Raw genomic sequence first — 23,565 nt, forward strand, 5'->3', positions numbered from 1 at the left:
CGGGAAGCGAATGGTCCATATTTTTAGTCAAAATTCGACAAAAATAGTTCTTTGGCACGTATATTTCTGTTATGATGGAATATATTCGCAACTTTTGGTGTGAGATAACGTCTATAAGGTTGTCTGATATTACATAAGCGCGTATATCAGGTCGCCGCACCGGAGCATGTGGCAAAAAAATTATGAATGGAAGGGTGACGAATGAAGAAATTTGGTTTTTTGTTGTTATTATTTGTCTTCATGTGGGCGGTTCCGGGTTATGGACATGCGGCTTCGAGTGGAACACAAATCTATCTCGACGATCAACAGTTAAGTGTCCCTAGTGGTGCTAAGGCACAAGTAATTGGCGGAAGTACGATGGTTCCGCTGCGCGTAATTTCTGAAAATTTGGGATATGACGTGACATGGAAGCAGCAGGCGCGAACCATAACGATTGAGAAGGACAGTACCTCGATCCGAATGATAATCGGAAGTAAGACGGCGACTGTCAATGGAAGCGACATTAGTCTGGATGCTTCGCCTCTGCTGCGTTCCAATTATGCCCTTGTACCGCTTCGTTTTATCGGCGAGCAAATGGGACTGGACGTAAAATGGGACAGCAGCTCCAAGTCCGTAAAATTATATACCCGCAGTAGTGGGTCTGGAAACGGGGAATTTACACCTCCCAAGTCCGGAAATAACAGTACAGGTACAGGAAGTGTAACTGCGCCAACCAATAATGCCAGTTCAGGTGTGACACAGGTGCAGGGAGTCAGTTTCAGCCAAAACCGCTTAACGATCACAACAGCGAGTGCCGTCAAGCCGAAAGCGTTTACGATGACAGGCCCCGATCGGGTAGTGGTGGATTTGCCAGCAACTGCGTTTGCAGACAATTTCGGAGATCAGCAGAAGCTGGATAGCAACTTAAATGGTTCGTTGGACATTGAGAATGAAGCGGATGTGTCCGGTATCCGATATGCTTTATTCCAAAAGGAACCATCAACGGTGCGCGTTGTTATTGATTTGAAACATGCCATGAATTATACCGCATATAATGATGGATCGAATCGTGTTATTGTCGATCTGGCTTCCAAGGATTCAGTGAATACAACGCCAGATGCAACGTTACCGGATGGGTCACAGCCTGATGACACACAGACATCCCCGGTTAACAGCAATGGTAAAAAGGTCGTTGTTATTGATGCTGGACATGGAGCAAAAGATTCCGGGGCAGTTGGTATTTCGAGAAAAAATTATGAAAAGACCTTCAACCTGGCGATGGCCCTGAAAGTAGAAAGCATATTAAAACAAAACCCCAAACTTGAGGTTGTGTTAACACGTAGCGATGATACATTTTTGGAGCTTAAACAGCGCGTAAAAGTGGCTGAAAATCTTAAAGCCAACGTGTTTGTGTCCATTCATGCTAACAGTAGCGGTAGCTCAGCTTCCAACGGCACAGAGACGTATTACCAGCGTAGTGCAAGCAAAGCGTTCGCCAACGTTATGCATAAGTACTTTGCTCCTGCGACGGGTCTGACAGACCGAGGCATTCGTTATGGGAATTTCCATGTAATTCGGGAAACGACGATGCCAGCTGTTTTGCTTGAAGTAGGATATCTGAGTAATGCAAAAGAGGAAGCAACACTGTTTGATGAAGATTTTCAAAACCGGGTAGCTCAAGGGATTGCAGATGGAATCACAGAGTATCTTGACGTAAAATAAATCTTCAACAAATTGCTTGTCAACGTCAAGTAAGGAGGGGGACAGACATATGAACAAAAAAATCGTAATTGCAGGTCTGCTGGCACTGTTTGCCATTGCAGGTGCAGGGTGTGCCTCTAAGCAAACATCGGCTCCTGCGACTCCATCTCAGGAAACACAAACTTCAGCTGCACAAAATAGTACACCCGAACAGACGACCCCTGATCCATCAGCTCAGTCTGCTGAAAATAATGGAGCGAGTCAAACACCTGCATCTCCGTCGACGGAGCCTACAAAGACCAAGACAGACACGGAAAAGTCAGGAGATCGTCAAACACAGCAGATCACGGTGTACTACACGGATACACAAGAGAACGGCTTAAAAGAACAGAAAAAGGAAATTACCTATCCAAGCGAGCTGGAAAAATTCCAAAAAGCGTTTGAAGCTCTACAAAAGAGCGGTGATTCTGCTCTGATTCCGTTGTGGTCCGAGAAAATTACCGTGCATAAGATCAAATTGGATAACGGTGCATTAACCTTTGATATTTCCCTGCCGGATGAGGCTCGATTGGGAGCTGGCGGCGAGGAATTGGCTATCGATGCTTTGAAGAAAACGATGTTCCAATTCAAGGAAGTCAAAACGCTGGATTTGCTCGTAGATGGTCAATCTCTGGAGTCCTTAATGGGACATGTAGATTTGGAGCATCCAATGAGCCGCTAATCGATCAGACTGTATGAAAATTTCTTGAGAATTTACACACTTTTCACGTGCAATCTGTGACAGATAATGATAATATAGGAGTGTATTTCTCGCCTATGCAGGCAGTCATGCACAAATAGTATTCGTTTCTTTCCGGATGATTATTTAGAGTGACCGTCTTGATGCGGGCTATCCCGTATCAAGACGTTTTTTTTGCTAGGAGGTAGGATTTCCGTGAATGCAGCAACCGCACGTCATATATTGGACACCATCGGTACGATGTTTCCGGATGCCCATTGTGAGCTGAACCATGACAATGCTTTTGAATTAACGATTGCCGTGTTATTGTCTGCTCAATGCTCCGATCAGATGGTCAATAAAGTAACGGCAGACCTGTTTCATAAATACAAGTCACCTGAGGATTATTTGGCTGTTCCTCTTGAGGAACTGGAGCAGGATATTCGTAGAATCGGCTTGTACCGAAACAAGGCCAAGCATATTCATAACCTCTGCCGGATTTTAATAGACCAGTACGGGGGAGAGATACCTTCGGAGCATGATCAACTGGTCAAGCTACCCGGTGTTGGCCGCAAGACGGCTAATGTCGTAGTATCTACTGCCTTTGATGTACCAGCTATTGCGGTAGATACGCATGTAGAGCGCGTTTCCAAACGGCTCGGATTTGCCGGGTGGGATGATTCAGTGCTTGAGGTGGAAAAAAAGCTGATGAAAAGGGTACCTAGGGATGAATGGTCTGTGACCCATCACCGGCTCATTTTTTTCGGGCGTTACCATTGCAAAGCTCAAAACCCTCAATGTCAGGTATGTCCATTGCTGGATGTGTGCAGGGAAGGCAAGAAACGTATGAAAACGTCTCTTATCAGAAAAGATAAGAAACGTAGAGCTTAAAGACCCGAAAGACCTATAAAGGTAATAGAGGGTTTAACCATTTATGTGTAGAAAAGGATGAAGAGTAATGAAGTGCATTTCGGTATATACAGATAATTTTGAGGCGTTCTCCGATATTTTTGAGCAAATTGTAACAACAGAGTTTGCTGAAAACGAAGAGCGCGAGCTAGAGGGAATCACAGTTAGTCATTCTGGTGATGTACCCGAGCATTACTTGGAGCGTATGTCACAAAAGCCAGAAGTGGTTGTAATGAAGGATAAATCCCGTGGGATTACGATTTTACAGCATGGTCAAGTATTTGAAATTTTGCTGCCAGTGCTTGAGACTGCAGCTAATTAAGTGCAATTTGCGGACGACATGCGTTGCATGTTCCGGTGTAGGCGGCTCGGCTGGTCTAACCAGCCTGTAGGCGCATATTAACACAAACCTTGAAGAACGTCATAAAACGCTGGATATGGACGATTTCACATGTTTAAATATGAAATCTTCAATTACATTTTCAGAGGAGTTTCTTAAATGAGCATTTATGATTATTCAGCCATTGCGATGAACGGCAAGGAGATTGTCCTTAGTGATTATAAAGATAAAGTAGTGTTGATTGTAAATACGGCCAGCCAGTGCGGATTTACATTTCAATATCAGGATTTGCAGCGTCTATATGATCAATTTAAGGATAGAGGCTTGGTGATTCTCGGTTTTCCATGCAATCAATTTGCCGATCAAGAGCCGGATTCCAATGAAAGTGTGCAAACATTTTGTACTCTGAATTATGGTGTCGCGTTCCCTATGTTTCAAAAGGTGAATGTACGTGATGAGCAGGCTCACCCGTTGTTTACATATCTTGCTTCGTCGTTGCCCTTTGAGGGCTTTGATGAAACGCATTCGGTTGCCAAAATACTTATTCCTTTAATTCATGAGCGTCATCCTGAGTACTTACCAGGAGATTCGATCAAATGGAATTTCACGAAATTCCTGATTGATCGGAACGGGAAAGTGATCAAACGATTTGAAGCAACGACTGACCCTCTGGATATGGAAGAATATATTGAAGCATTACTGTAATGATCTGTTTTGGATATTATTAATAAACTTATGGTTTCCATTTACAAGAACAGCGTTCCCGAAAGCCAGGTACAGGCAGGGAGCGCTTTTTTAGTTTTTTTAATGTGATGATTCTCACAGTGGCTTAGGAATGCTACAATATAGCTATTTGGTGCAGATAAGACAAGGAGTGAAACCGTAGCTTATGATGCAAACGATTACAGGAGACGCAGAAAAGTGGTTGAATACGATAGAACAGATACAGAATACCTTTCGTAAAGCGGGGGATGAAGCGGGAGCGAAGGCAGTAGGGGATTTGCTGGAAAAAGCGCATGCACAAGAGCTGACCATTGCCTTTTGCGGACACTTTTCAGCAGGTAAATCGAGCTTGATTAACAGCCTGTGCGGTAAAACCGTGCTGCCATCTGGACCGGTACCTACGAGTGCTAATGTAGTGTCCATCCGTCATGGACGTTCGAGAGCGCTTATTCATCCAGCCCGATCGGCAGAAAACCCGGAGCCGGAAATCGTGGAAGCTTCCCTATCTGAGCTTGCTGAGTATTGTAAAAATGGTGGGGCCTATGAATCCGTTGAAGTATGGGAGGATATCCCGATATTATCTGGCGGAGGAGTGCTGCTGGATACCCCCGGCGTAGATTCCACAGACCACGGACACGCGATGGCGACGCATTCAGCTTTACATTGGGCTGATATTGTTTTTTATGTGATGGACTACAATCATGTCCAATCTGAAAACAATTTGTCCTTTGCCAAAAGTTTGTCGGATTGGGGCAAGCCGTTATATTTGATCATCAATCAAATCGATAAGCACCGAGAGCGGGAGCTATCATTTTCACGTTATCGTAATGAGGTGGAAAGCAGCTTTCATGCTTGGCAGGTACATTACACGGACATCCTGTTTACTTCCTTGAAGGAGCAAAATCACCCCTGGAACCAGTGGGAACAGTTGACGTGCTTAATTCCGAAATTGCTGGAGCGCAAAACAGAGCTTTTGGCTTATAGTTTAGTGTCCTCTATGCACCATTTGGTAGATCAGCATGTGGAGACAGTGCAGGCTACTGAAGAAGAGGAACTGAACGTACTGCTCAAAGAAGCAGGTGGAGAAGAAGCCATTTTGCGCCTGGACATAGAGCAGAAAACCTTGCAGCAAGAAGATGAACACTGGAGGATGCTTCCAGAACAGGAGCATAAACGGCTGCGTCAAGAGCTGGATCATCTATTAGAACACGCTCACCTCACGCCTGCGGAGCTACGTGAAGCGGCTGGCGAATATTTAGAGAGCCGTAAGCCGGGCTTTAAAACAGGGTTATGGTTTGCCGGAGGCAAGACAGAGCGAGAAAAGGAGCGCCGTTTGGATCGGCTGGCAGAGATGCTGGCTGATCAGGTGGAGGGACAGCTGTTGCCACATGTGCGTGAGTTACTGAGGTCATGGGGAGAAGGTCAAGGTTTGTGGACCGCCGCGATGGAGCAGGAGCTGGATGACATCCGCCCTGTAATGGATCGGCAACTGGTAGAGCAGACAGTAAAGGAAAATGCTTTGTCTCCTGAGTACACGTTGAACTATTGCAAGGACCTACGCGCTGCTGTGACCGCTGATTGCCGCCGTAAGGCGTTGGCGCTGGTAGACCGCCTGCTGGCCCAGCTTGCGGTTCGGGTCAACTCCCACCGTGAGGCTCTCGCGGATGCGCGCACAGCGTTGCTGGCGCAGGCGGACGCGGCGAGCCGCTACAGCACTCGCGTGCAAGCCTCAGCTTCGCACGCCAACCTGCTGCGTAGCTTGCTGCCGCAGGCTTCCGCGCCTGGCGGGTTGCCCCGGGTGGGCACGCCTGCTCCTGCGGCTGAGACCGCCGCTGCTGCCCCGACAGATACGGCATCAACTGGTGCCGTGCGTCCAGACATTGCTGGCTCGCGCAACGGATCGGTGCAGTCACAAGCAAGCACGACGACAGCGCGGTCTGCCGCCGGGGGCCGCCGTACGCGACTGGATGCAGCAGCGACACGATTGAAGGCCGCCGCTGCATTAATAAGCCCGTACCCTGCCATGCAGGCGGCTGTTCGGGATTTGCATGCGCGTGCCGCCGCACTGGAGGACGGGCGCTTTACATTGGCGCTATTCGGAGCGTTCAGCGCCGGGAAGTCCAGCTTTGCCAACGCTTTGTTGGGCGAAGCGGTGTTGCCCGTATCGCCGCATCCGACGACAGCAGCGATTAACCGCATTATGGCGCCTACAAGTCATGAGCGCCATGCCACGGCTGACGTCCACATGAAATCAGTGGACGCATTACGGGAAGATCTTAAATACTCTTTTCGGTTATTAGGATTGGGAGAGCCAGCGTCCGTGGGCTGGCAAGAAGCCGTAAATGCATTATCACCGGAAGGCATTCATCCTGCGGGAAGGCCTCATTACAGCTTTTTGAAGGCTGCTGCGGCTGGATGGAAAGAAGCTGAAAGCTTGCTAGGGCAACAGCTTCAGGTGAATTTAGAACAGTATCGGGATTTTGTCGCATCCGAGCGTAAATCATGCTTCGTAGAGCATATAGACCTTTACTATGATTGTGCTTTGACTCGTCAAGGCATCGTGCTAGTAGATACGCCAGGTGCCGATTCTGTGAATGCGCGGCACACGGGCGTGACCTTCAATTATATGAAGCATGCAGACGCCCTTGTATTTGTGACATATTATAATCATGCGTTTACACAAGGGGACCGACAGTTCTTGAATCAATTGGGCCGAGTCAAAGAGACATTGGCGCTGGATCAGACATTTTTTATCGTCAACGCATCCGATTTGGCTTCTTCTGAGGAAGAACTACATTCTGTGACTCAGCATGTACAGGAACAACTTCAAGCCAATGGAATCCGCAAGCCGCGTATTTATCCGCTTTCCAGCATGCTGGCGTTGGAAGCAGCCGAACAGGGAGAAGCCTCGCTGCGTTCAGCCTCACGGTTTGATGCGTTTGAGAATGATTTTTCGGCATTTGCAGCCGAAGAGCTGGCAGGTTTGTCCATTGCAGCTGCTATGCAGGAGCTGGGACGGCTGCGGAACCGAATAGAACAACATGCTGCTGATGCTCGGTACAGCGCTGAAGAGCGAGAGATCCGAATAGAGCAATTAAATCGAATCCGTAGGGAGCTGGAGGAGGTGCTCCTTGGTTCGACTGGTAGCAATGGTGGATCTGTGTTGTCGGACGAAACCGATGAACTGCTGTATCATGTACGTCAAAGGTTAGCCTACCGAACGGGTGAATTTATGGCAGAAGCGTTTCATCCATCTGTTTTGCGTGAAGGAGTAGGTGATCTTCGTTCGGCTTTTGCATCTTGTGGTCGTGAACTGCTGCGATTGATCGAACTGGAGCTGTCTCAGGAATTGCTAGCAACCACACTCAGACTGGAAAAAACCGGGCAAGCTTTAGTGCGTAAGGCTATACAACAGTGCGTAGATCACATGAACCGTCAGCTGAATGGATTAGATTGTACAGTTCCTGAATTCAGAGAATGGGCTGTTCCCGAGCTGATGGGTATTTCCTTGCAGGAGTCCATTCAGTGGAAGGATTATTGGAATAGCTTTAAAAATCCAAAGCTATTTTTCGAAGGGACGGGTCGTGCGAATTTACAAACTAGACTGGAGCCCATATTACGCCAGCTAATCGGGGAAGCTGTGGATCAGCAGCGAGTACGATTGTCTTCTTTTTACGTTGCTATGATGCAAGAGGAACAAACGTGGCAGAAAGCACAGCTACGAGAGCAAATGCTGGAGACAATTCGTGGCATGGAGCACGCACTTAAGGGCGGTGAGAAGCCACAAGTTTGGGAAGAGCTTGCTGATCAGCTTGAGAATTTAGAGTCCATATAAATATGTTCACGGTTGCTTTAAGGTCAGGACACCGGGTTGCGGGACAATCCGGTGTTTTAAGCATACTTCAAAAAGAAAGGAAAACTGAGGAAATAGCCATATTCAATGATAAGAAAGCGATTTAATTTGTCTAATCACCTACCAATTGCGAACCTGCCTGAAAACGGCCCGTTATCCTCTTTGCCGCCTTGGAACACGGATGGTAAACTTCACTAAGCCATATAACAACGTCGTGCAACTAATGGAGGGACTTGACATGGAAGTGCTCAGGCAACTGCAAGTTTTTTTTCGAGAGAGGAGACATTATCTATTTCTTTCCATTCTATGCCTTGCGATAGCGACGGCCCTTGGACTGGTGTATCCGAACCTGCTCCAACGGCTCATTGATAACGCTATCATTCCCGGTGACTTCGAGAAAGTTCCGGTTCTGGCTCTGACTGTACTGGGAGTCGTGATCATCAAAGGGTTTATGCAATTTTTACATGGTTTTTTTGGTGGACGGCTAGGTAACTACTTGGCGTATCGACTTCGCAATGCCTGTTACGAAAAGCTGCAATTTTTGTCCTTCAGATATTATGACACTGCCAAAACGGGGGATCTTATGTCCCGTCTGACGGGGGATTTGGAGGCGATCCGCAACTTTATCGGGTTTGGTTTTGCCCAGCTCCTCAATGTGCTACTGATGGTCGTATTCGGCTCTATCATGATGCTGTATATTAATTGGCAGCTCACCCTCTTTACGATGATCAGCATGCCATTGCTACTCTTCGTCACATTCAAATTTGAATCACGGATTCATCCCACCTTTCAGGAAATGCGAATTGCTCTCAGCGCCCTGACAACAGCGGTACAAGAAAATATTACAGGTGTGCGAACCGTTAAATCTTTTGCTCGCGAATCCTATGAAGTTGAAAAATTCTCCGTACGTAATGAGCAGTACAAGAGCAACCAGATTCAGGCTGCTTCCTTATGGAGTCGATTTTTCCCCGCGATGGAACTGATTGCCTCGGTCAGTGTGGTTCTTCTCCTGGGCATGGGTGGATATCTGGTTATACAGAAGTCAATGACCTTGGGGCAACTCGTCGCCTTCTTTAGCTTAATTTGGTATATTATCGGTCCCATCTGGAGCATTGGCTTTCATATCAATAACTATACGCAGTCCAAAGCTTCCGGTGAAAGGGTTTTGGAGTTGCTAAACCAGTCTGTAGATGTAACTGATGAAGCTAATGCACTTACACTCAACGCCGATCAGGTGAAGGGACATGTGACGTTTGAACATGTTACCTTTGCTTACGGAAATAAGCTACCTGCTGTTGTTGACATCAATCTGGATGCGCCACCGGGATCGGTCATTGGGATTTTAGGAGGAACAGGGTCCGGGAAGTCGACCATAATTCAACTACTCATGCGAGCTTATAATGTGAATGCAGGCAGCATCAAACTGGATGGTACGGATATACGTCATTTGAAAATTCGTGATTTACGTGCTCAAATTTCTTCCGTGTTTCAGGAGACGTTTCTGTTCTCGTCCTCCATACGCAACAATATTGCATATGGATTAAGTCATGTCAGTATGGATGACATCATACGCGTTTCCAAGCTGGCTCAGGCGCATGAATTCATCACTGAATTACCGCTGGGCTACGATACTGTTGTTGGTGAACGTGGTTTGGGACTGTCTGGAGGGCAAAAACAACGGATCGCCATTGCGCGTGCACTACTCAAAAATCCAAAAATTCTGGTTCTGGATGATGCTACCAGTGCGGTCGACATGGAGACGGAGCATGAAATTCAGTCCGGTTTTCAAGAGGTTATGCGTGGACGCACAACGTTTATTATAGCTCACCGAATCTCCTCGCTTCGTCATGCCAATGAAATTGTGGTGCTTGAGGAAGGACGAATCGTCCAACGTGGAACACATGAACAGCTCATTGCTACTCCAGGTCCATACCAAGATGTGTATCATATTCAATACGCCGATTACATAGCGGAGGCTCCAGGCGGTGTATCCGAAGGACAGGTGAGACCATGAATATTCCAGTAGAAAAAGCCAAACCGTTAAAGAAGCCGACCAATGAGCGCTTTGTCTATCAAGATGATGAGGTTATTGATAAACCGTTTAACTGGGCGGAATTCAAACGTTTGCTAGCATACATGAAACCTTATGCCCGTCAGATTCTGCCGATTCTTCTGGTCATGATGATTCTAGGCACGATTACTAAGCTGACGGTTCCATATTTGATCAGTCTGGCCATTGACAAGGCCATTGCTCCTGCATCGCCTGCACTACCTAGCGTAAAGTTATTGTTGCTCATCACGGGTGCCGTGCTCTTGTTATATTTAATCCAATGGGCAGCCAGCACGTACCGTATTAAATTCACCAATATTATTGGTCAGCGGGTTATTTACGATTTGCGTGAAGATTTGTTCAAGCATATTCAGAAGCTTTCCTTCAACTTTTTTGATAAAAGACCAGCAGGTTCTGTATTAGTACGTGTAACGAATGACATTAACTCGCTACAGGATTTATTTACGAATGGTGCAGTGAACGTCCTGATTGACTGCGTACAGCTTTTCGGAATTATTGTCATTTTGCTGCTTATTAACTGGAAGCTCGGTTTGGCAGTGATTGTGACTGTTCCGATCATGTTTTTGATTTCGACCAAGCTGCGAGTACGCATCCGTCGCGCCTGGCAAGAAGTACGCATGAAGAACTCGCGTATCAATTCTCATTTGAATGAATCTATTCAGGGAATTCGTGTGACACAAGCGTATACGCAGGAGCAGGAAAACATGGCTTATTTCGACGATATGAACAGCTCCAGTAAAAAATCGTGGGATAAGGCTTCTGCCATGAATCAGGTCTTTGGCCCACTTATTGATATTACCGGAGGATTAGGTACGCTTGTGCTGTTTTGGTTTGGAGCGCATTTAATTCAGACAGATCAGCTGACGGTGGGGTTGCTGGTTGCATTTGCTAACTATGTAGGGAACTTTTGGGAGCCGATTAATCGGCTAGGTCAAATGTATAATCAGCTACTGGTTGCGATGGCTTCGTCAGAAAGAATTTTTGAATTCATGGATGAACAGCCGAATATTGCAAACAAACCAGGAGCAAAAGCCTTGCCGCCTATTCGGGGTGATATTCAATTTGATAAAGTTATTTTTGAATATGAAAAGGGACGTCAGGCGCTTAAAGGTATTAATCTCTCTGTCAAGGCAGGTCAATCTATAGCGCTTGTAGGTCATACTGGATCAGGTAAAAGTACAATTATTAATTTGCTCAGCCGTTTTTATGACATTACGTCAGGGCGACTTACTATTGACGGTTATGATGTGCGAGATGTCACAGTGGAGAGCTTACGCAGCCAGATTAGCATCGTGCTTCAGGATACATTTATTTTTTCGGGAACGATACGTGATAATATCCGATTTGGCCGTTTGGATGCAACGGATGAGGAGATTGAAGCGGCTGCGAAGGCGGTCAATGCTCATGAATTTATTGTTCATTTGCCAGCTGGCTATGAAACAGAGGTAGAGGAGCGTGGGGGGATGCTGTCCATGGGTCAGCGCCAGCTCTTATCCTTTGCCCGTGCCTTACTGGCTAATCCGCGAATTCTTATTCTGGATGAGGCCACAGCCAGCATTGATACGGAAACGGAGTTGAAAATTCAGGAGGCCCTTCAGGTTCTATTGGAAGGCAGAACTTCTTTTATGGTCGCTCACCGTTTGTCCACCATCCGGAATGCTGATCATATCGTTGTACTGGACCATGGGGAGATCCAAGAAAGTGGTAATCATGAACAATTGATGAAAAAACATGGAATATATCGGGGGCTGGTGGAAGCACAGTTCAGATTTTTGTAAAAAAAAGATCAAAAAATCGCGTTTTTTGTAAATTAAAATGCCGAGCACTATTGCATTCTTGGAGCTAAACCCTGAAAATAAAGATGAAAAGAGATCAGAGCAATATCGTCAGAGGGGGAAGAGTTCAAGATGTGGGGTGCTCCTTTTTCTGCCAAGGCTAAGAAGATGCTACTGCTGGGTAGCGGCGAATTGGGAAAAGAAGTCATTATTGAAGCTCAGCGGCTTGGCGTGGAATGTATTGCTGTAGATCGCTATGAGCTGGCTCCAGCAATGCAGGTGGCCCATCGCTCTCACTGTCTGGATATGCAGGATGCTGAGGCGTTGAAGGCACTAATTCGCAAGGAACAGCCCGACATAATTGTACCTGAAATCGAAGCTATTGCTACGGGTGCTTTGGAAGAATTAGAGCAAGAGGGATTTCACGTAGTACCAACGGCACGGGCCGCTCGTCTTACGATGGACCGTGAGGGTATCCGCAGGTTGGCTGCCGAGAAATTACAGCTTCCGACTGCTGCCTACCGTTTTGCAGATCATTTTGAGCAGTTACGGTCGGCGGTTCAAGAGCTGGGCACGCCATGCGTGGTCAAACCCTTAATGAGTTCGTCGGGTAAAGGGCAGTCTGTATGCCGGACACTCGAAGACGCAGAATCCTGCTGGAATACGGCGCTGGAAGGCGCACGTGCCAAAACGACACGTGTCATTGTTGAAGCTTTTGTCCCGTTTGAGAGCGAAATCACCTTATTGACCGTCAGATCGGAATCAGGCACGACTTTTTGCCCACCGATTGGCCACATTCAAAAAGATGGGGATTATGTCGAATCCTGGCAGCCTCATGGCATGACGGACAAGCAGCTTTCGGAGGCGCAGGACATTGCCCGTACGATTACGGATGAACTGGGTGGTTACGGATTATTTGGCGTAGAGCTGTTTTTAACGGCTGATAGCGTCATATTCAGTGAAGTATCCCCGCGTCCGCATGATACAGGTATGGTGACCATGATTACGCAGGATTTGTCTGAATTTGCGCTTCATGTACGGGCAATTCTCGGATTCCCGGTGCCATCCGTCACGCTGCTTACACCAGGAGCTTCAGCTACCTTAAAGGCAGAAGTGGCTACGCGCGATTTCGCAATAAGCGGTCTGCATGATGCACTATTGCTACCCCGGACACAGGTGCGAGTGTTCGGGAAGCCTGAAACCAAGCCGGGACGCCGGATGGCTGTAGCGCTTAGCGCTGCAGAAGATGTGGAAACAGCACGGAAGACAGCCAAAGAAGCTGCCAATATGCTGAAAGTGGAGGTAAATCATGTCTAACAGTGTGATGATTCCAGTACTGACAATTCGTTCCGTAGAGCTTGGCGATTGTGAAGCCGTAACTGGACTACTCAGAGAAGTCGGATACCCGATGACTTGTGGTGTTATGAAAGAAGTTATGGGAACAGCGCAGGAGGACAGTCAAGCGAATATGATGGTTGCAGAAATGGATGGTCGTGTAGTCGGAGTAATCGGCATGCATACGGCTCAAAGCCTGGCCTATCCTGATCCTGCTGTACAAATCACCATGCTGGTCGTGAGCGGGGAGTATCGCGGCGAAGGCATTGGCAAGCGGTTGGTTGCTTGTGGTGAGGAGTGGGGGCGTGCGCAAGGATGCTATCATTTATTCATTACTGGAGCGAATAACCGCATCAAACAAGTAGAGGCCCGTGCTTTCTACAACCGAATCGGCTTTGAGAAGCAAGGCTACCGTTTCAGCAAAAAGCTTAGATAATCAGCTTGCAACAAACAATCTAATACTTAAAGCCTCACTATTTTTAACTTCGTCCTGTTCGCCATTGTCGAGCAGGACTATTTTTTTTCCAACTTTTATACCATTGATGATGTTATAAAACATGATATACTGCTAGAGTAAAGATTACAAAGTTGTAACCTGAGACGTTCACACCAAGGCACTTATACAACAAGGAGATGACGAAATGAAGAATATGTTGAAAAAAACACTGGTGATGGGAAGCCTAAGCGCCATTTTATCCGCAGGATTCATCGTTCCGGCATCAGCTTCACCAGCTGACGATTTATCTGCCCAATTACAACAGTGGTTTCAAAATAACGGATACACAGTCAATATGTCCAACGGGACGACGACAATAACAAAGACGGTCATTAAGGATTATTCTGAAAAGGACAAGGCTAAAACAAAAACAGCAAATCCTTCTTCTGGCAAGCAAACGACGAATCAGGGTAACCAAAAGGCTTCAAAGTCTGTTACCAAGCAACAGACCCAAACACAAAACACCAACTCAGGTGCAGGTCAGTCTACAGATTCTAATGCACAACTCAGCAAGTCTCAATTTGCAGCTGAGGTTGTAAAGCTTGTAAACAACGAGCGCAGTCAAAAAGGTCTGAAGCCCCTCACATCTAATGCGAAGCTTACAGAAGTAGCCTTAGCGAAGGCGAAGGACATGAGCACGAACAATTACTTTTCCCATACATCTCCGACTTACGGTTCACCCTTTGATATGATGAAAAAATTCGGTGTAACTTATACGTATGCGGGTGAGAATATTGCAATGGGACAAAAAACACCACAAGAAGTGATGAAGGCCTGGATGAATAGCCAGGGACATCGTGAAAATATCTTGAAGGCAGAATATACACAAATCGGTGTGGCTTACTACAATGGATATTGGGTACAAGAGTTCACACGTAACTAAGTTGATAGAGAAAACGTTCTAAACGTCATTTCTGTTTATAAAAAGATAGTGACGTACGTAATGTAGAGACCCGCTGACAACGTTCAGCGGGTCTTTTTATGTCGCTCATGTCACTTCAGGCATAAACCATTGCTCTATACCAGAAAAGACATAAGGGACGTGCTTATAGTATGATGACAGTAAGCTGAATGGATAACAGACTACTTTTGGAAAGCTAGGTGAACAAATGAGCTACGAAATCGTGCATGAAGGTGCTTTTGCTATGCTTAAGGTGCAGTTGAACCCCGGAGAAACCATTAAAGCAGAAATGGGAGCGATGGTTTCCATGTCTTCCAGTGTAGATATAAAGGGGACGGTAGACGGTGGGCTGTTACGTGGCTTAGGCAGAATGCTGAGCGGAGAAAAATTCTTTTTTCAAGAGCTGAGAGCAGCCCGGGGACCCGCTGAAGTACTGCTAGCCCCCGCAAGCATAGGTGATGTACAAGCAGTGGAACTGGATGGCACGTACAGGCTGTTGGTCCAAAAGGACGGTTTTTTGGCCTGTACGGAAGGGATTGAGGTTAGTACCAAAATGCAAAACCTGATGAAAGGTTTATTCTCCGGTGAAGGTTTTTTTATTGTAGAAATCAGTGGCCGCGGCACAGTATTCCTATCCTCGTATGGAGCCATTCACCCCATTTATATCGCGCCAGGAGAGGAGCGTATTATTGATAATGCTCATCTAGTGGCATGGCCGGATTATATGGATTATAGAATTGAAAAAGCATCTAAAGGCTGGTTGTCCAGCGTAACGAGTGGGGAAGCCCTTGTATGTCGTTTTCGCGGTGAAGGCACAGTACTGATTCAAAGCCGAAATCCGGGTAGTTTTGGACAATGGATTAGAAGTTTCATCCCTGATAGCAAATAGTTTCTTTCCGTCTAATCCCGCTGATGAGAGGAAGGGCTATTCGCACAAAAAGTATAATAAAAGGATGGGAATTTGCCATCCTTTTTTAGTATGTTCATGGAAAATTATATGGGATTGTAATCATTGATTTTCGCTTGAACCAGAACGGTTTATTTGCAAAATGACAGGAGAAGCTTTATGTTTATTTCACCAAGCTATCAGGAGGGAACACGAGTGAATTCATCAAAATGGATTTGGCGGTCTGTCGGTTCCGTTTCCATTGCCGCCACACTGCTATTATTGTACGGATTTATTGCAGCAGTACGAAGTATCACGGCTCCAGAGCCATTGGTAAGTACTCAACCTGTACAATCCGGTTCATCGCAGACACAAACTGCACCATCGGCTACTGCTCAGACGGGAGAATTGCGCGTAGCTGCCATTGGCGATTCGCTAGCCAAAGGAACGGGGGATGACTCCGGAAGTGGTTTTGTGCGTCGGTCGGTGACTTTGTTAAATGATCAGGAAGGACATAAAGCTCAGCTCATAAATAATCTAGGGATTAATGGACTGACGACTCAAGGACTATTAACCAAGCTGGATGAGCCTGGTGTGTCTTATGTACTGAAGAAGGCTAATGTGATTATAGTTTCGATTGGCGGAAATGATTTATTTCAGGGCGCACAGGCGGCCCAAACCGGCAAAGAGCCACCTACACTCAGCGGTTTGCGCAAAGCTCTGCCTGATGCAGCCAAACGTCTGCAAAAGGTACTGACAAAGGTAGGGAAAATCAATCCGAATGCTAAAATTGTCTATGTAGGATTATATAATCCATTCAGTGATCTGCGGGAAATGAAAATTCCCGGTAATCTTGTGGTAACTGAATGGAATATGGCTGCCATGGCAATTACCAATCAAAACAGTAATATGACGCTGGTTCCAACTTTCGATTTATTCGAGCAAAATTTGCCCGTCTATTTATCATCCGATCATTTTCATCCCAACGGACAGGGCTATCAGGCAATTGCTGAACGTATCGCACAAGGATTTGCTGTTACCACGACGAAGGATACCGATCATGTAAATCCTAAACAGCAGTCTACAAGTAGCCAACCTGCAGAAGCGAAAAAGGGAGGGAACAAGTAATGAGCATCCAATCTGCTGACAAGACCGAGGCTGGCGTGACCCAAGATTCGACATCCACAGATGAAGTGTCCAGCCTTCACTCCTCCAATCAGGTTGGTAGCGCAGACAGAGACAGCAGCAATAATGAAATCGTGCTCTCTGTTCAGCATGTTAAGAAACGTATTAAACGCAAAATGATCATTCATGATGTAACATTCGACGTTCGCGCAGGTGAAATTTTCGGATTTCTCGGCCCCAATGGAGCTGGAAAAACGACGACTATTCGTATGCTGGTCGATTTAATTAAGCCTACTGAAGGGACAATAACCGTATGCGGTCATAATGTAAATCGTGACCCTGAGCAGGCTTTACGGCATGTTGGTTCTATTGTGGAAAATCCAGAGGTGTACAGCTACCTGACAGGATGGGAAAATTTAGAGCATTTTGCCCGGATGCAGCCTGGTGTAGATGAACAGCGCATTCGCGAGGTGGTTGAGTTGGTTCGGCTCGATCGTCGCATCCATGATAAGGTAAGTACATATTCACTGGGGATGCGTCAGCGTCTTGGTATAGCTCAAGCCTTGCTCGGCAGACCGAAGCTACTCATTTTGGATGAGCCGACGAACGGGCTAGACCCCAAGGGAATCAAAGAGATGAGAGCTTTTATCCGTTTGTTAGCGTCCGAAGGCATGGCTGTATTTGTTTCCAGCCATTTGCTTAGCGAGATCCAGCTGTTATGTGATCGTGTGGCAATTATAAGTCGGGGCAAGGTGCTAGCTGTTGGTGGGGTACGGGAACTGGTTGAGACTCACTCGCACATGGCTGTCTGGCAGCTGGAGCCCCGCGATCAGGGCCTTGCCCTATTGCAAAATTCTCCGTATGTGCAACTCATTACGAACGCCGATGAATTAATTGATGACAGCATTGTTGCAGGTAGCGGAGTCGATGCTATTTTTACAGAAATGGACGAAGAGCATATTGCGGAGTTGGTCGCACACTTGACAGCTTCCGGTATTTCCGTTAAAGGTGTAACCAAAATCAATCCTACACTGGAGCAACTATTCCTGAAAATGACGGAAGGTGAGATACTTGAATAATATTTTACCGCTCGTACAAAATGAAACCCTGAAAATTATCAAGAAGAAACGATTTTATGTCATTTTACTTGTTTTGCTTGTGCTTGTGCCGATTTTTACGTACGCTCAGATGAAAGTGGCAGAAAACAATCGCGAAAAATTCGGTAACGATTGGCGTCTGGAACTGCGTCAGGCCATTACTGATAACCAAAACTCGCTCGGCAGCGATAGGGTTCCCGAGGAATGGAAGACCTACCGCCGGGTCTTTGTGCAACAGATGCAATATTATCTGGAAAATGACGTGAATCCTAATGAGCCGAGTGGCGTCACTTTTACCAGAGAGTTTATGGATAATTCCATAAATCTGTTCGTTCCGTTGTTGATCATGGCTATTGCTTCGGACCTGGTTTCAGGAGAACGGACAACAGGCACGATAAAAATGTTGCTAACTCGGCCGGTCAGGCGGTGGAAAATACTGCTGAGCAAGCTGCTGACACTGTATATGTTCGTTTCGCTCATCATTTTGGCCGTATTTGTCATAAGTTATCTCATATCAGGCTTGTTTTTTGGTTTTCGTGGTTTTAATGTTCCGGTATTTACCGGCTTTCAAATTGTTGGATCGACGGTGGATTTGTCTGCTGTACATGCCATTCCACAATGGCATTATCTGATGCTGCAAGCCGGATTGATTTGGTTTGTCAGTCTTGTGGTTGCTTCATTAGCCTTTATGGTATCTGTTCTGGTACGTAGTACAGCAGCAAGTATTGTGGTCATGATGGCTGCGCTCATTTCGGGCACTATACTGACCAACATGGCTTCATCATGGCAAAGCGCCAAATATTTATTTATGGTTAACCTCGGATTAACCGATTATTTATCTGGAAGCCCTGCCCCGATTGAGGGAATGACCCTGCCATTTTCTTTAGTTGTACTGGGCATTTGGGGGGCTGCGGCGTTGATTGTTTCATTCGCCGTCTTTACGAAACGGGATATATTGAATTAAAATGGACAAGGTAAAAGAAAACATCTGTTTGCATTTTTGGTGAAAACCATCAAGAATAAGGCAAAACACGGTTATGATTAGACAAAGGGGGAGCATGAATGGTCGACAAAATCGACTTGTCTGCGGGAGCTTCCAGTACACAGAACGGAGCTTCAGAATATGGCGCGGACGACATTCAAGTGCTCGAAGGGCTTGTGGCAGTTCGCAAACGGCCGGGCATGTACATCGGGAGCACCAGTTCTTCGGGACTGCATCATTTGGTATGGGAAATTGTAGACAACGCGGTGGATGAACATCTTGCCAAGTTTTGCTCTCGCATTGATATCACAATGCATAAGGACGGTTCTGTAACAGTATCAGACAACGGGCGCGGTATTCCTACGGGAATGCACAAAATGGGAATCCCTACGCCTCAAGTTGTATTCACCATTTTGCACGCCGGAGGTAAGTTTGGCGGTTCGGGATATAAAAAGTCCGGGGGTCTGCATGGGGTAGGTGCGTCTGTAACGAACGCTCTTTCGGAATGGCTTGAAGTGGAAATCTACCGGGACGGCAAGATTCACCGTCAGCGGTTTGAATATTGGCAGGACAAGAAGGGCGTGGAGCATGTCGGTGAACCGACCACAGGCCTTGAAGTGCTGGGCAATACTAACAAGACGGGTTCGAAAATTACATTTAAACCGGATATTCGCGTTTTTCAGTCAGGAATTCATTTTAACTATGATACGCTGGCTGAGCGTCTTCAGGAAATTGCTTTTCTGAATTCCGGCCTTCGTATTCAGCTTAAAGACGAACGCAGCGGAAAGTCAGATGAATATTTTTATGAGGGTGGAGCAAGTCAGTTTGTTTCTTTTTTGAATGAGGGCAAGGATGTACTGCATGATGTCATTCATTTTAATGCCGAGAAAGAAGACATTGAAGTGGAGATTGCCATCCAATACAATGCCGGCTACACAGAGACGATTGCTTCGTTCGTTAACTCCATTCCGACACGTGGCGGGGGTACGCATGAAACAGGCTTCAAAACCGCTTACACTCGTATCATGAACGACTATGCACGCAAAACAGCGATGTTGAAGGAAAAGGATAAAAACCTGGAGGGCAACGATCTACGTGAAGGTATGATGGCTGTAATCAGTGTCAAGATGGCCGAGGTTGAATTTGTCGGTCAGACAAAAGATCAGCTGGGTAGTGCTTCGGCGCGGAGTACAGTGGATGCTATCGTGTCTGAACAAATGCAGCGCTTTTTGGAGGAAAATCCACAGATAGCGCAAACCTTGATCAGAAAGGCAGTTCAAGCATCCAAAGCGCGTGAAGCTGCACGTAAGGCTCGGGACGAAATGCGTTCTGGCAAGAAACGTAGTGAAAGTTCTAATTTGAATGGCAAACTGTCGCCTGCGCAGTCTAAGGATTTTACACGTAATGAGTTATTTATCGTGGAAGGCGATTCGGCTGGAGGATCGGCCAAACAGGGACGGGATTCCAAAATTCAGGCGATTTTGCCACTAAAGGGCAAGCCGATGAATCCGGAAAAATCAAAGTTGGCGGATATTATGAAAAATGATGAGTACCGTGCTATTACGGCAGCGATTGGCGCGGGGGTAGGAACAGAGTTCACGCTGGAAGACAGCAATTATTCCAAAATCATCATTATGACCGATGCAGATACGGATGGCGCGCACATTCAAGTACTGTTGTTGACGTTCTTTTATCGGTATATGAAAGAACTCATTGATGCAGGACGCATATTTATTGCTCAGCCGCCATTGTATAAAATAACCCGCAAGTCGGGTAAGCTCGAAACAGTTCGTTATGCCTGGACTGACGAGCAGCTTGATAATTACTTAAAAGAGTTTGGACGGAATTTCGAGCTTCAACGTTATAAAGGACTCGGGGAGATGAACCCTGATCAGTTATGGGAAACGACAATGAATCCCGAGTCACGCACCCTGTTGCGCGTTCAGATTGAGGATGCTGCCAAAGCTGAACGCCGTGTGTCCACATTGATGGGTGATAAGGTGGATCCGCGTAAGCGCTGGATCGTGGAAAACGTGGATTTCACGGAATACGTAGAGTAGTGCTATTAAATGAGGTGTAGACATGAGCTTATCGGAGCAATTTTTGCCAGCTTATCTGGAGGAAATGGTCGGTGACCGCTTTGGCCGATATTCCAAATATATAATTCAGGATCGGGCGATCCCTGATGTACGGGATGGATTAAAGCCCGTACAACGCCGGATTCTGTACGCGATGTACGATTCGGGTAATACCCCGGAAAAAGCGTATCGCAAATCCGCCAAAACCGTTGGGGACGTTATGGGTAATTACCATCCTCACGGTGATTCATCTATTTACGATGGGATGGTACGGATGGCGCAGCCTTGGAAAATGAGCCACGTACTGGTGGATGGCCACGGCAACTGGGGTTCTCAGGACGACGATCCTGCGGCAGCTATGCGTTACACGGAGGCACGTTTGTCTCCGATTGCAATGGAAATGCTACGTGATATCGAAAAACGTACGGTTTTGTTCAAGGATAACTTTGATAACTCGGCAAAGGAACCCGTCGTGCTGCCCTCCCGTTATCCTAATCTGTTGGTAAACGGATCTAGCGGGATTTCAGCGGGGTTTGCAACGGAAATTCCAACTCATAGCTTGCGTGAGGTGATTGACGCCACCATCGCAGTGATGGAAAAGCCGCAGATCGAACTGGAAGAGATTATGACCTTTATAAAAGGCCCAGATTTTCCGACTGGCGGACTCATTATGGGTGGCGAAGGCATCAAGGATGCATACAGAACAGGCAAAGGACGCATTTATATCCGTTCCAAAACGGAAATTCAGTCTTTGCGTGGAGGCAAGCAGCAACTGGTTATTACAGAGATTCCATACCAGGTTGTTAAATCCAGGCTCGTAACCGCTATGGAGAACATCCGTCTGGAGAAAAAGGTAGAAGGGATTGCCGAAGTTCGTGACGAGAGTGGACGAAATGGCCTGCGTATTGTTGTCGAGCTGAAGAAGGAAGCGGATGCGGAAGGTATTTTGGCATATCTGCTGAAAAAAACCGATCTCCAGGTGGCTTATAACTTCAATATGGTAGCCATCGTAAACAAAGCGCCGCACCAGCTTGGACTAAAATCCATTTTAGAAGCGTATATTGCTCACCAGCGTGAAGTTGTCACAAATCGCATTAAGTTTGAGCTGGAAAAGGCGGAGGACCGCGCACATGTACTGGAAGGTTTGGTCAAGGCGCTGAACATTCTGGATGAAGTCATCGCGGCTATTAAAGCTTCCAAAAATCGTCAGGATGCACAAAATAATTTGCAATGGATGTTTGGCTTTAGTGAACGGCAGGCGGATTCCATTTTGACTCTGCAATTGTACCGTCTTACGAATCTTGAAATTACCACCCTCGAAAAAGAACTTGCTGACATTCAGAAGAAAATTACTCAATACCGTTCTATTCTGGAAAGTGACCGCAAGCTGATCAGTCTGATCCGCAAAGAGTTGCTGGAAATTCGTGAAAAGTACGGCATTGACCGTCGTTCGGAAATACAGGGTGAAGTAGAAGAGATTAAGGTAAATCTGGAGGTCATGGTTGCGGCAGAGGATGTATTGCTAACTCTCTCGAAAGATGGCTATGTGAAACGTACGAGTATGCTGTCGTTCACTCGTTCTGGCGGGGATCGTTCAAATTCCGGAGTTAAAGAAGGGGACTACATTACTCAGTTCCTTGACGTGAATACACTCGATGTGCTGCTCGTCTTCACCCAGCGTGGACAATACTTTTTGCTGCCTGTGCATCAGATACCGGAGTATAAGTGGAAAGAGCCGGGCACTCCAATCGTCAATGTCATTTCGCTATCGAAGGAAGATCGAATCGTAAGTGTTATTCCGATCAAAAATATAGAGGAAATCGGCAAAAGCCTGGTGTTTGTAACAAAGAAAGGGCAAGTCAAACGAACGGAACTTACAGAATATGCCACAAAGCGTTCCAGTGCTGTAGCAGCCTGCAAGGTGGCTGGCGACGATGAGATATTATCAGTAACATTAAGCGACAATAGCAAAGATATTATGTTGATTACCCGTGCGGGGATGAGCATACGCTTCAAGGAGCAAGAGGTTAATGCCATGGGCCGCGTTTCAGCGGGGGTCAAAGGTATACAACTGGCGGAAGGCGATGAAATTGTCGCAGCACTATGGGTAGAAGAAGACGAAGGAGAGGTGCTGGTACTAACCGAATCCGGTTATGGTAAGCGTACGCTTCTGCTGGATTATCCTTCTCAGGGAAGAGGCGGTAAAGGAATCAGCACCTTCGAATTCAAGGAAGGCAAGCGGGTGCGTTCGAACGGAACTCGAATTGTGGCTGCCTTCTACTGTCGTGAAGCTGTTCAATTATTTGTCATCACATCAGAAGGACAGACGATGTCCTTCCTTTCGGAAAAAGCTCCTTTAACCGATCGCAAGGATACAGGCAAACTGCTGGCTCCGGTGGAGAAGAAGGACGAAATTGTAAATGTGCTGCCGCGTAGTGAGCCTCAGAGTTCGCAGACAGTAGAATAATTGTAAAGTCAAGCATTTTTTAGCTCGAAAAAGAGGGGTCCTCACGTGCCATTCCAGCACGAATGAGGACCTTTTTGCCGTCATGCTGTCGAACCTTGACCTGTCTCCAAATCCGAAGTGAGACTTCCT

At 46.5% G+C, this 23,565-nt stretch carries 17 protein-coding genes; all 17 read left to right on the forward strand.

What is annotated here, in order from left to right; all coding sequences use genetic code 11:
• Positions 1–201: 201 nt before the first annotated feature.
• The 17 genes from G7035_RS19360 (at position 202) to gyrA (ending at position 23,436) form a co-directional block, all read left to right on the forward strand.
• Positions 202–1,701 (forward strand): N-acetylmuramoyl-L-alanine amidase family protein, encoded by a 1,500-nt coding sequence (locus G7035_RS19360; RefSeq protein ID WP_017427585.1) that lies wholly within the window; start codon positions 202–204, stop codon positions 1,699–1,701.
• Positions 1,702–1,750: 49 nt separating this feature from the next.
• Complete coding sequence (locus G7035_RS19365; protein ID WP_016822137.1) at positions 1,751–2,401, forward strand: GerMN domain-containing protein; 651 nt, start codon at positions 1,751–1,753, stop codon at positions 2,399–2,401.
• 213 nt (positions 2,402–2,614) lie between these two features.
• Positions 2,615–3,289, forward strand: coding sequence for an endonuclease III (gene nth / locus G7035_RS19370; protein ID WP_016822136.1), 675 nt, complete (start codon positions 2,615–2,617; stop codon positions 3,287–3,289).
• Between the two features lie 67 nt (positions 3,290–3,356).
• Positions 3,357–3,629 carry a hypothetical protein gene (locus G7035_RS19375; protein WP_013310628.1) on the forward strand — a complete coding sequence of 91 codons (273 nt, stop codon included), beginning with the start codon at positions 3,357–3,359 and terminating at the stop codon, positions 3,627–3,629.
• 177 nt (positions 3,630–3,806) lie between these two features.
• Complete coding sequence (locus G7035_RS19380) at positions 3,807–4,352, forward strand: glutathione peroxidase (protein WP_019687820.1); 546 nt, start codon at positions 3,807–3,809, stop codon at positions 4,350–4,352.
• Positions 4,353–4,536: 184 nt separating this feature from the next.
• A complete protein-coding gene (locus tag G7035_RS19385; protein WP_115293073.1) occupies positions 4,537–8,205 on the forward strand; it encodes a dynamin family protein in 3,669 nt (1,222 codons plus the stop codon).
• A 256-nt stretch (positions 8,206–8,461) separates the two neighbouring features.
• The gene (locus tag G7035_RS19390) at positions 8,462–10,237 is read left to right on the forward strand and encodes an ABC transporter ATP-binding protein (protein WP_019687817.1); all 1,776 of its coding nucleotides are present in this window, start codon (positions 8,462–8,464) and stop codon (positions 10,235–10,237) included.
• On the forward strand, positions 10,234–12,072 hold the full coding sequence (locus G7035_RS19395; protein WP_019687816.1) for an ABC transporter ATP-binding protein: 1,839 nt from the start codon (positions 10,234–10,236) through the stop codon (positions 12,070–12,072). Before G7035_RS19390 ends, G7035_RS19395 begins: the two co-directional genes overlap by 4 nt.
• Before the next feature lie 129 nt (positions 12,073–12,201).
• Positions 12,202–13,386, forward strand: a complete 1,185-nt coding sequence (gene purT / locus G7035_RS19400; protein WP_019687815.1) for a formate-dependent phosphoribosylglycinamide formyltransferase — start codon at positions 12,202–12,204, stop codon at positions 13,384–13,386.
• Positions 13,379–13,840 (forward strand): GNAT family N-acetyltransferase, encoded by a 462-nt coding sequence (locus G7035_RS19405; protein ID WP_016822130.1) that lies wholly within the window; start codon positions 13,379–13,381, stop codon positions 13,838–13,840. The genes purT and G7035_RS19405 overlap by 8 nt, the downstream gene beginning before the upstream one ends.
• Before the next feature lie 205 nt (positions 13,841–14,045).
• Complete coding sequence (locus tag G7035_RS19410) at positions 14,046–14,783, forward strand: CAP domain-containing protein (RefSeq protein ID WP_019687813.1); 738 nt, start codon at positions 14,046–14,048, stop codon at positions 14,781–14,783.
• A 226-nt stretch (positions 14,784–15,009) separates the two neighbouring features.
• Positions 15,010–15,690, forward strand: coding sequence for a TIGR00266 family protein (locus G7035_RS19415; RefSeq protein ID WP_016822128.1), 681 nt, complete (start codon positions 15,010–15,012; stop codon positions 15,688–15,690).
• A gap of 177 nt (positions 15,691–15,867) precedes the next feature.
• Positions 15,868–16,815, forward strand: a complete 948-nt coding sequence (locus tag G7035_RS19420) for a GDSL-type esterase/lipase family protein (RefSeq protein ID WP_019687812.1) — start codon at positions 15,868–15,870, stop codon at positions 16,813–16,815.
• Positions 16,815–17,891: an ABC transporter ATP-binding protein gene (locus G7035_RS19425; RefSeq protein WP_019687811.1), complete on the forward strand. Its 1,077-nt coding sequence runs from the start codon at positions 16,815–16,817 to the stop codon at positions 17,889–17,891. Before G7035_RS19420 ends, G7035_RS19425 begins: the two co-directional genes overlap by 1 nt.
• Positions 17,884–18,873 carry an ABC transporter permease gene (locus G7035_RS19430; RefSeq protein WP_016822125.1) on the forward strand — a complete coding sequence of 330 codons (990 nt, stop codon included), beginning with the start codon at positions 17,884–17,886 and terminating at the stop codon, positions 18,871–18,873. Before G7035_RS19425 ends, G7035_RS19430 begins: the two co-directional genes overlap by 8 nt.
• Before the next feature lie 98 nt (positions 18,874–18,971).
• Complete coding sequence (gene parE, locus G7035_RS19435) at positions 18,972–20,951, forward strand: DNA topoisomerase IV subunit B (RefSeq protein ID WP_017427592.1); 1,980 nt, start codon at positions 18,972–18,974, stop codon at positions 20,949–20,951.
• Positions 20,952–20,973: 22 nt separating this feature from the next.
• Positions 20,974–23,436: a DNA gyrase subunit A gene (gene gyrA / locus G7035_RS19440; protein ID WP_017427593.1), complete on the forward strand. Its 2,463-nt coding sequence runs from the start codon at positions 20,974–20,976 to the stop codon at positions 23,434–23,436.
• The last annotated feature ends 129 nt before the right edge of the window (positions 23,437–23,565 follow it).

Source organism: Paenibacillus polymyxa (assembly GCF_015710975.1).
Lineage (GTDB): Bacteria > Bacillota > Bacilli > Paenibacillales > Paenibacillaceae > Paenibacillus > Paenibacillus polymyxa.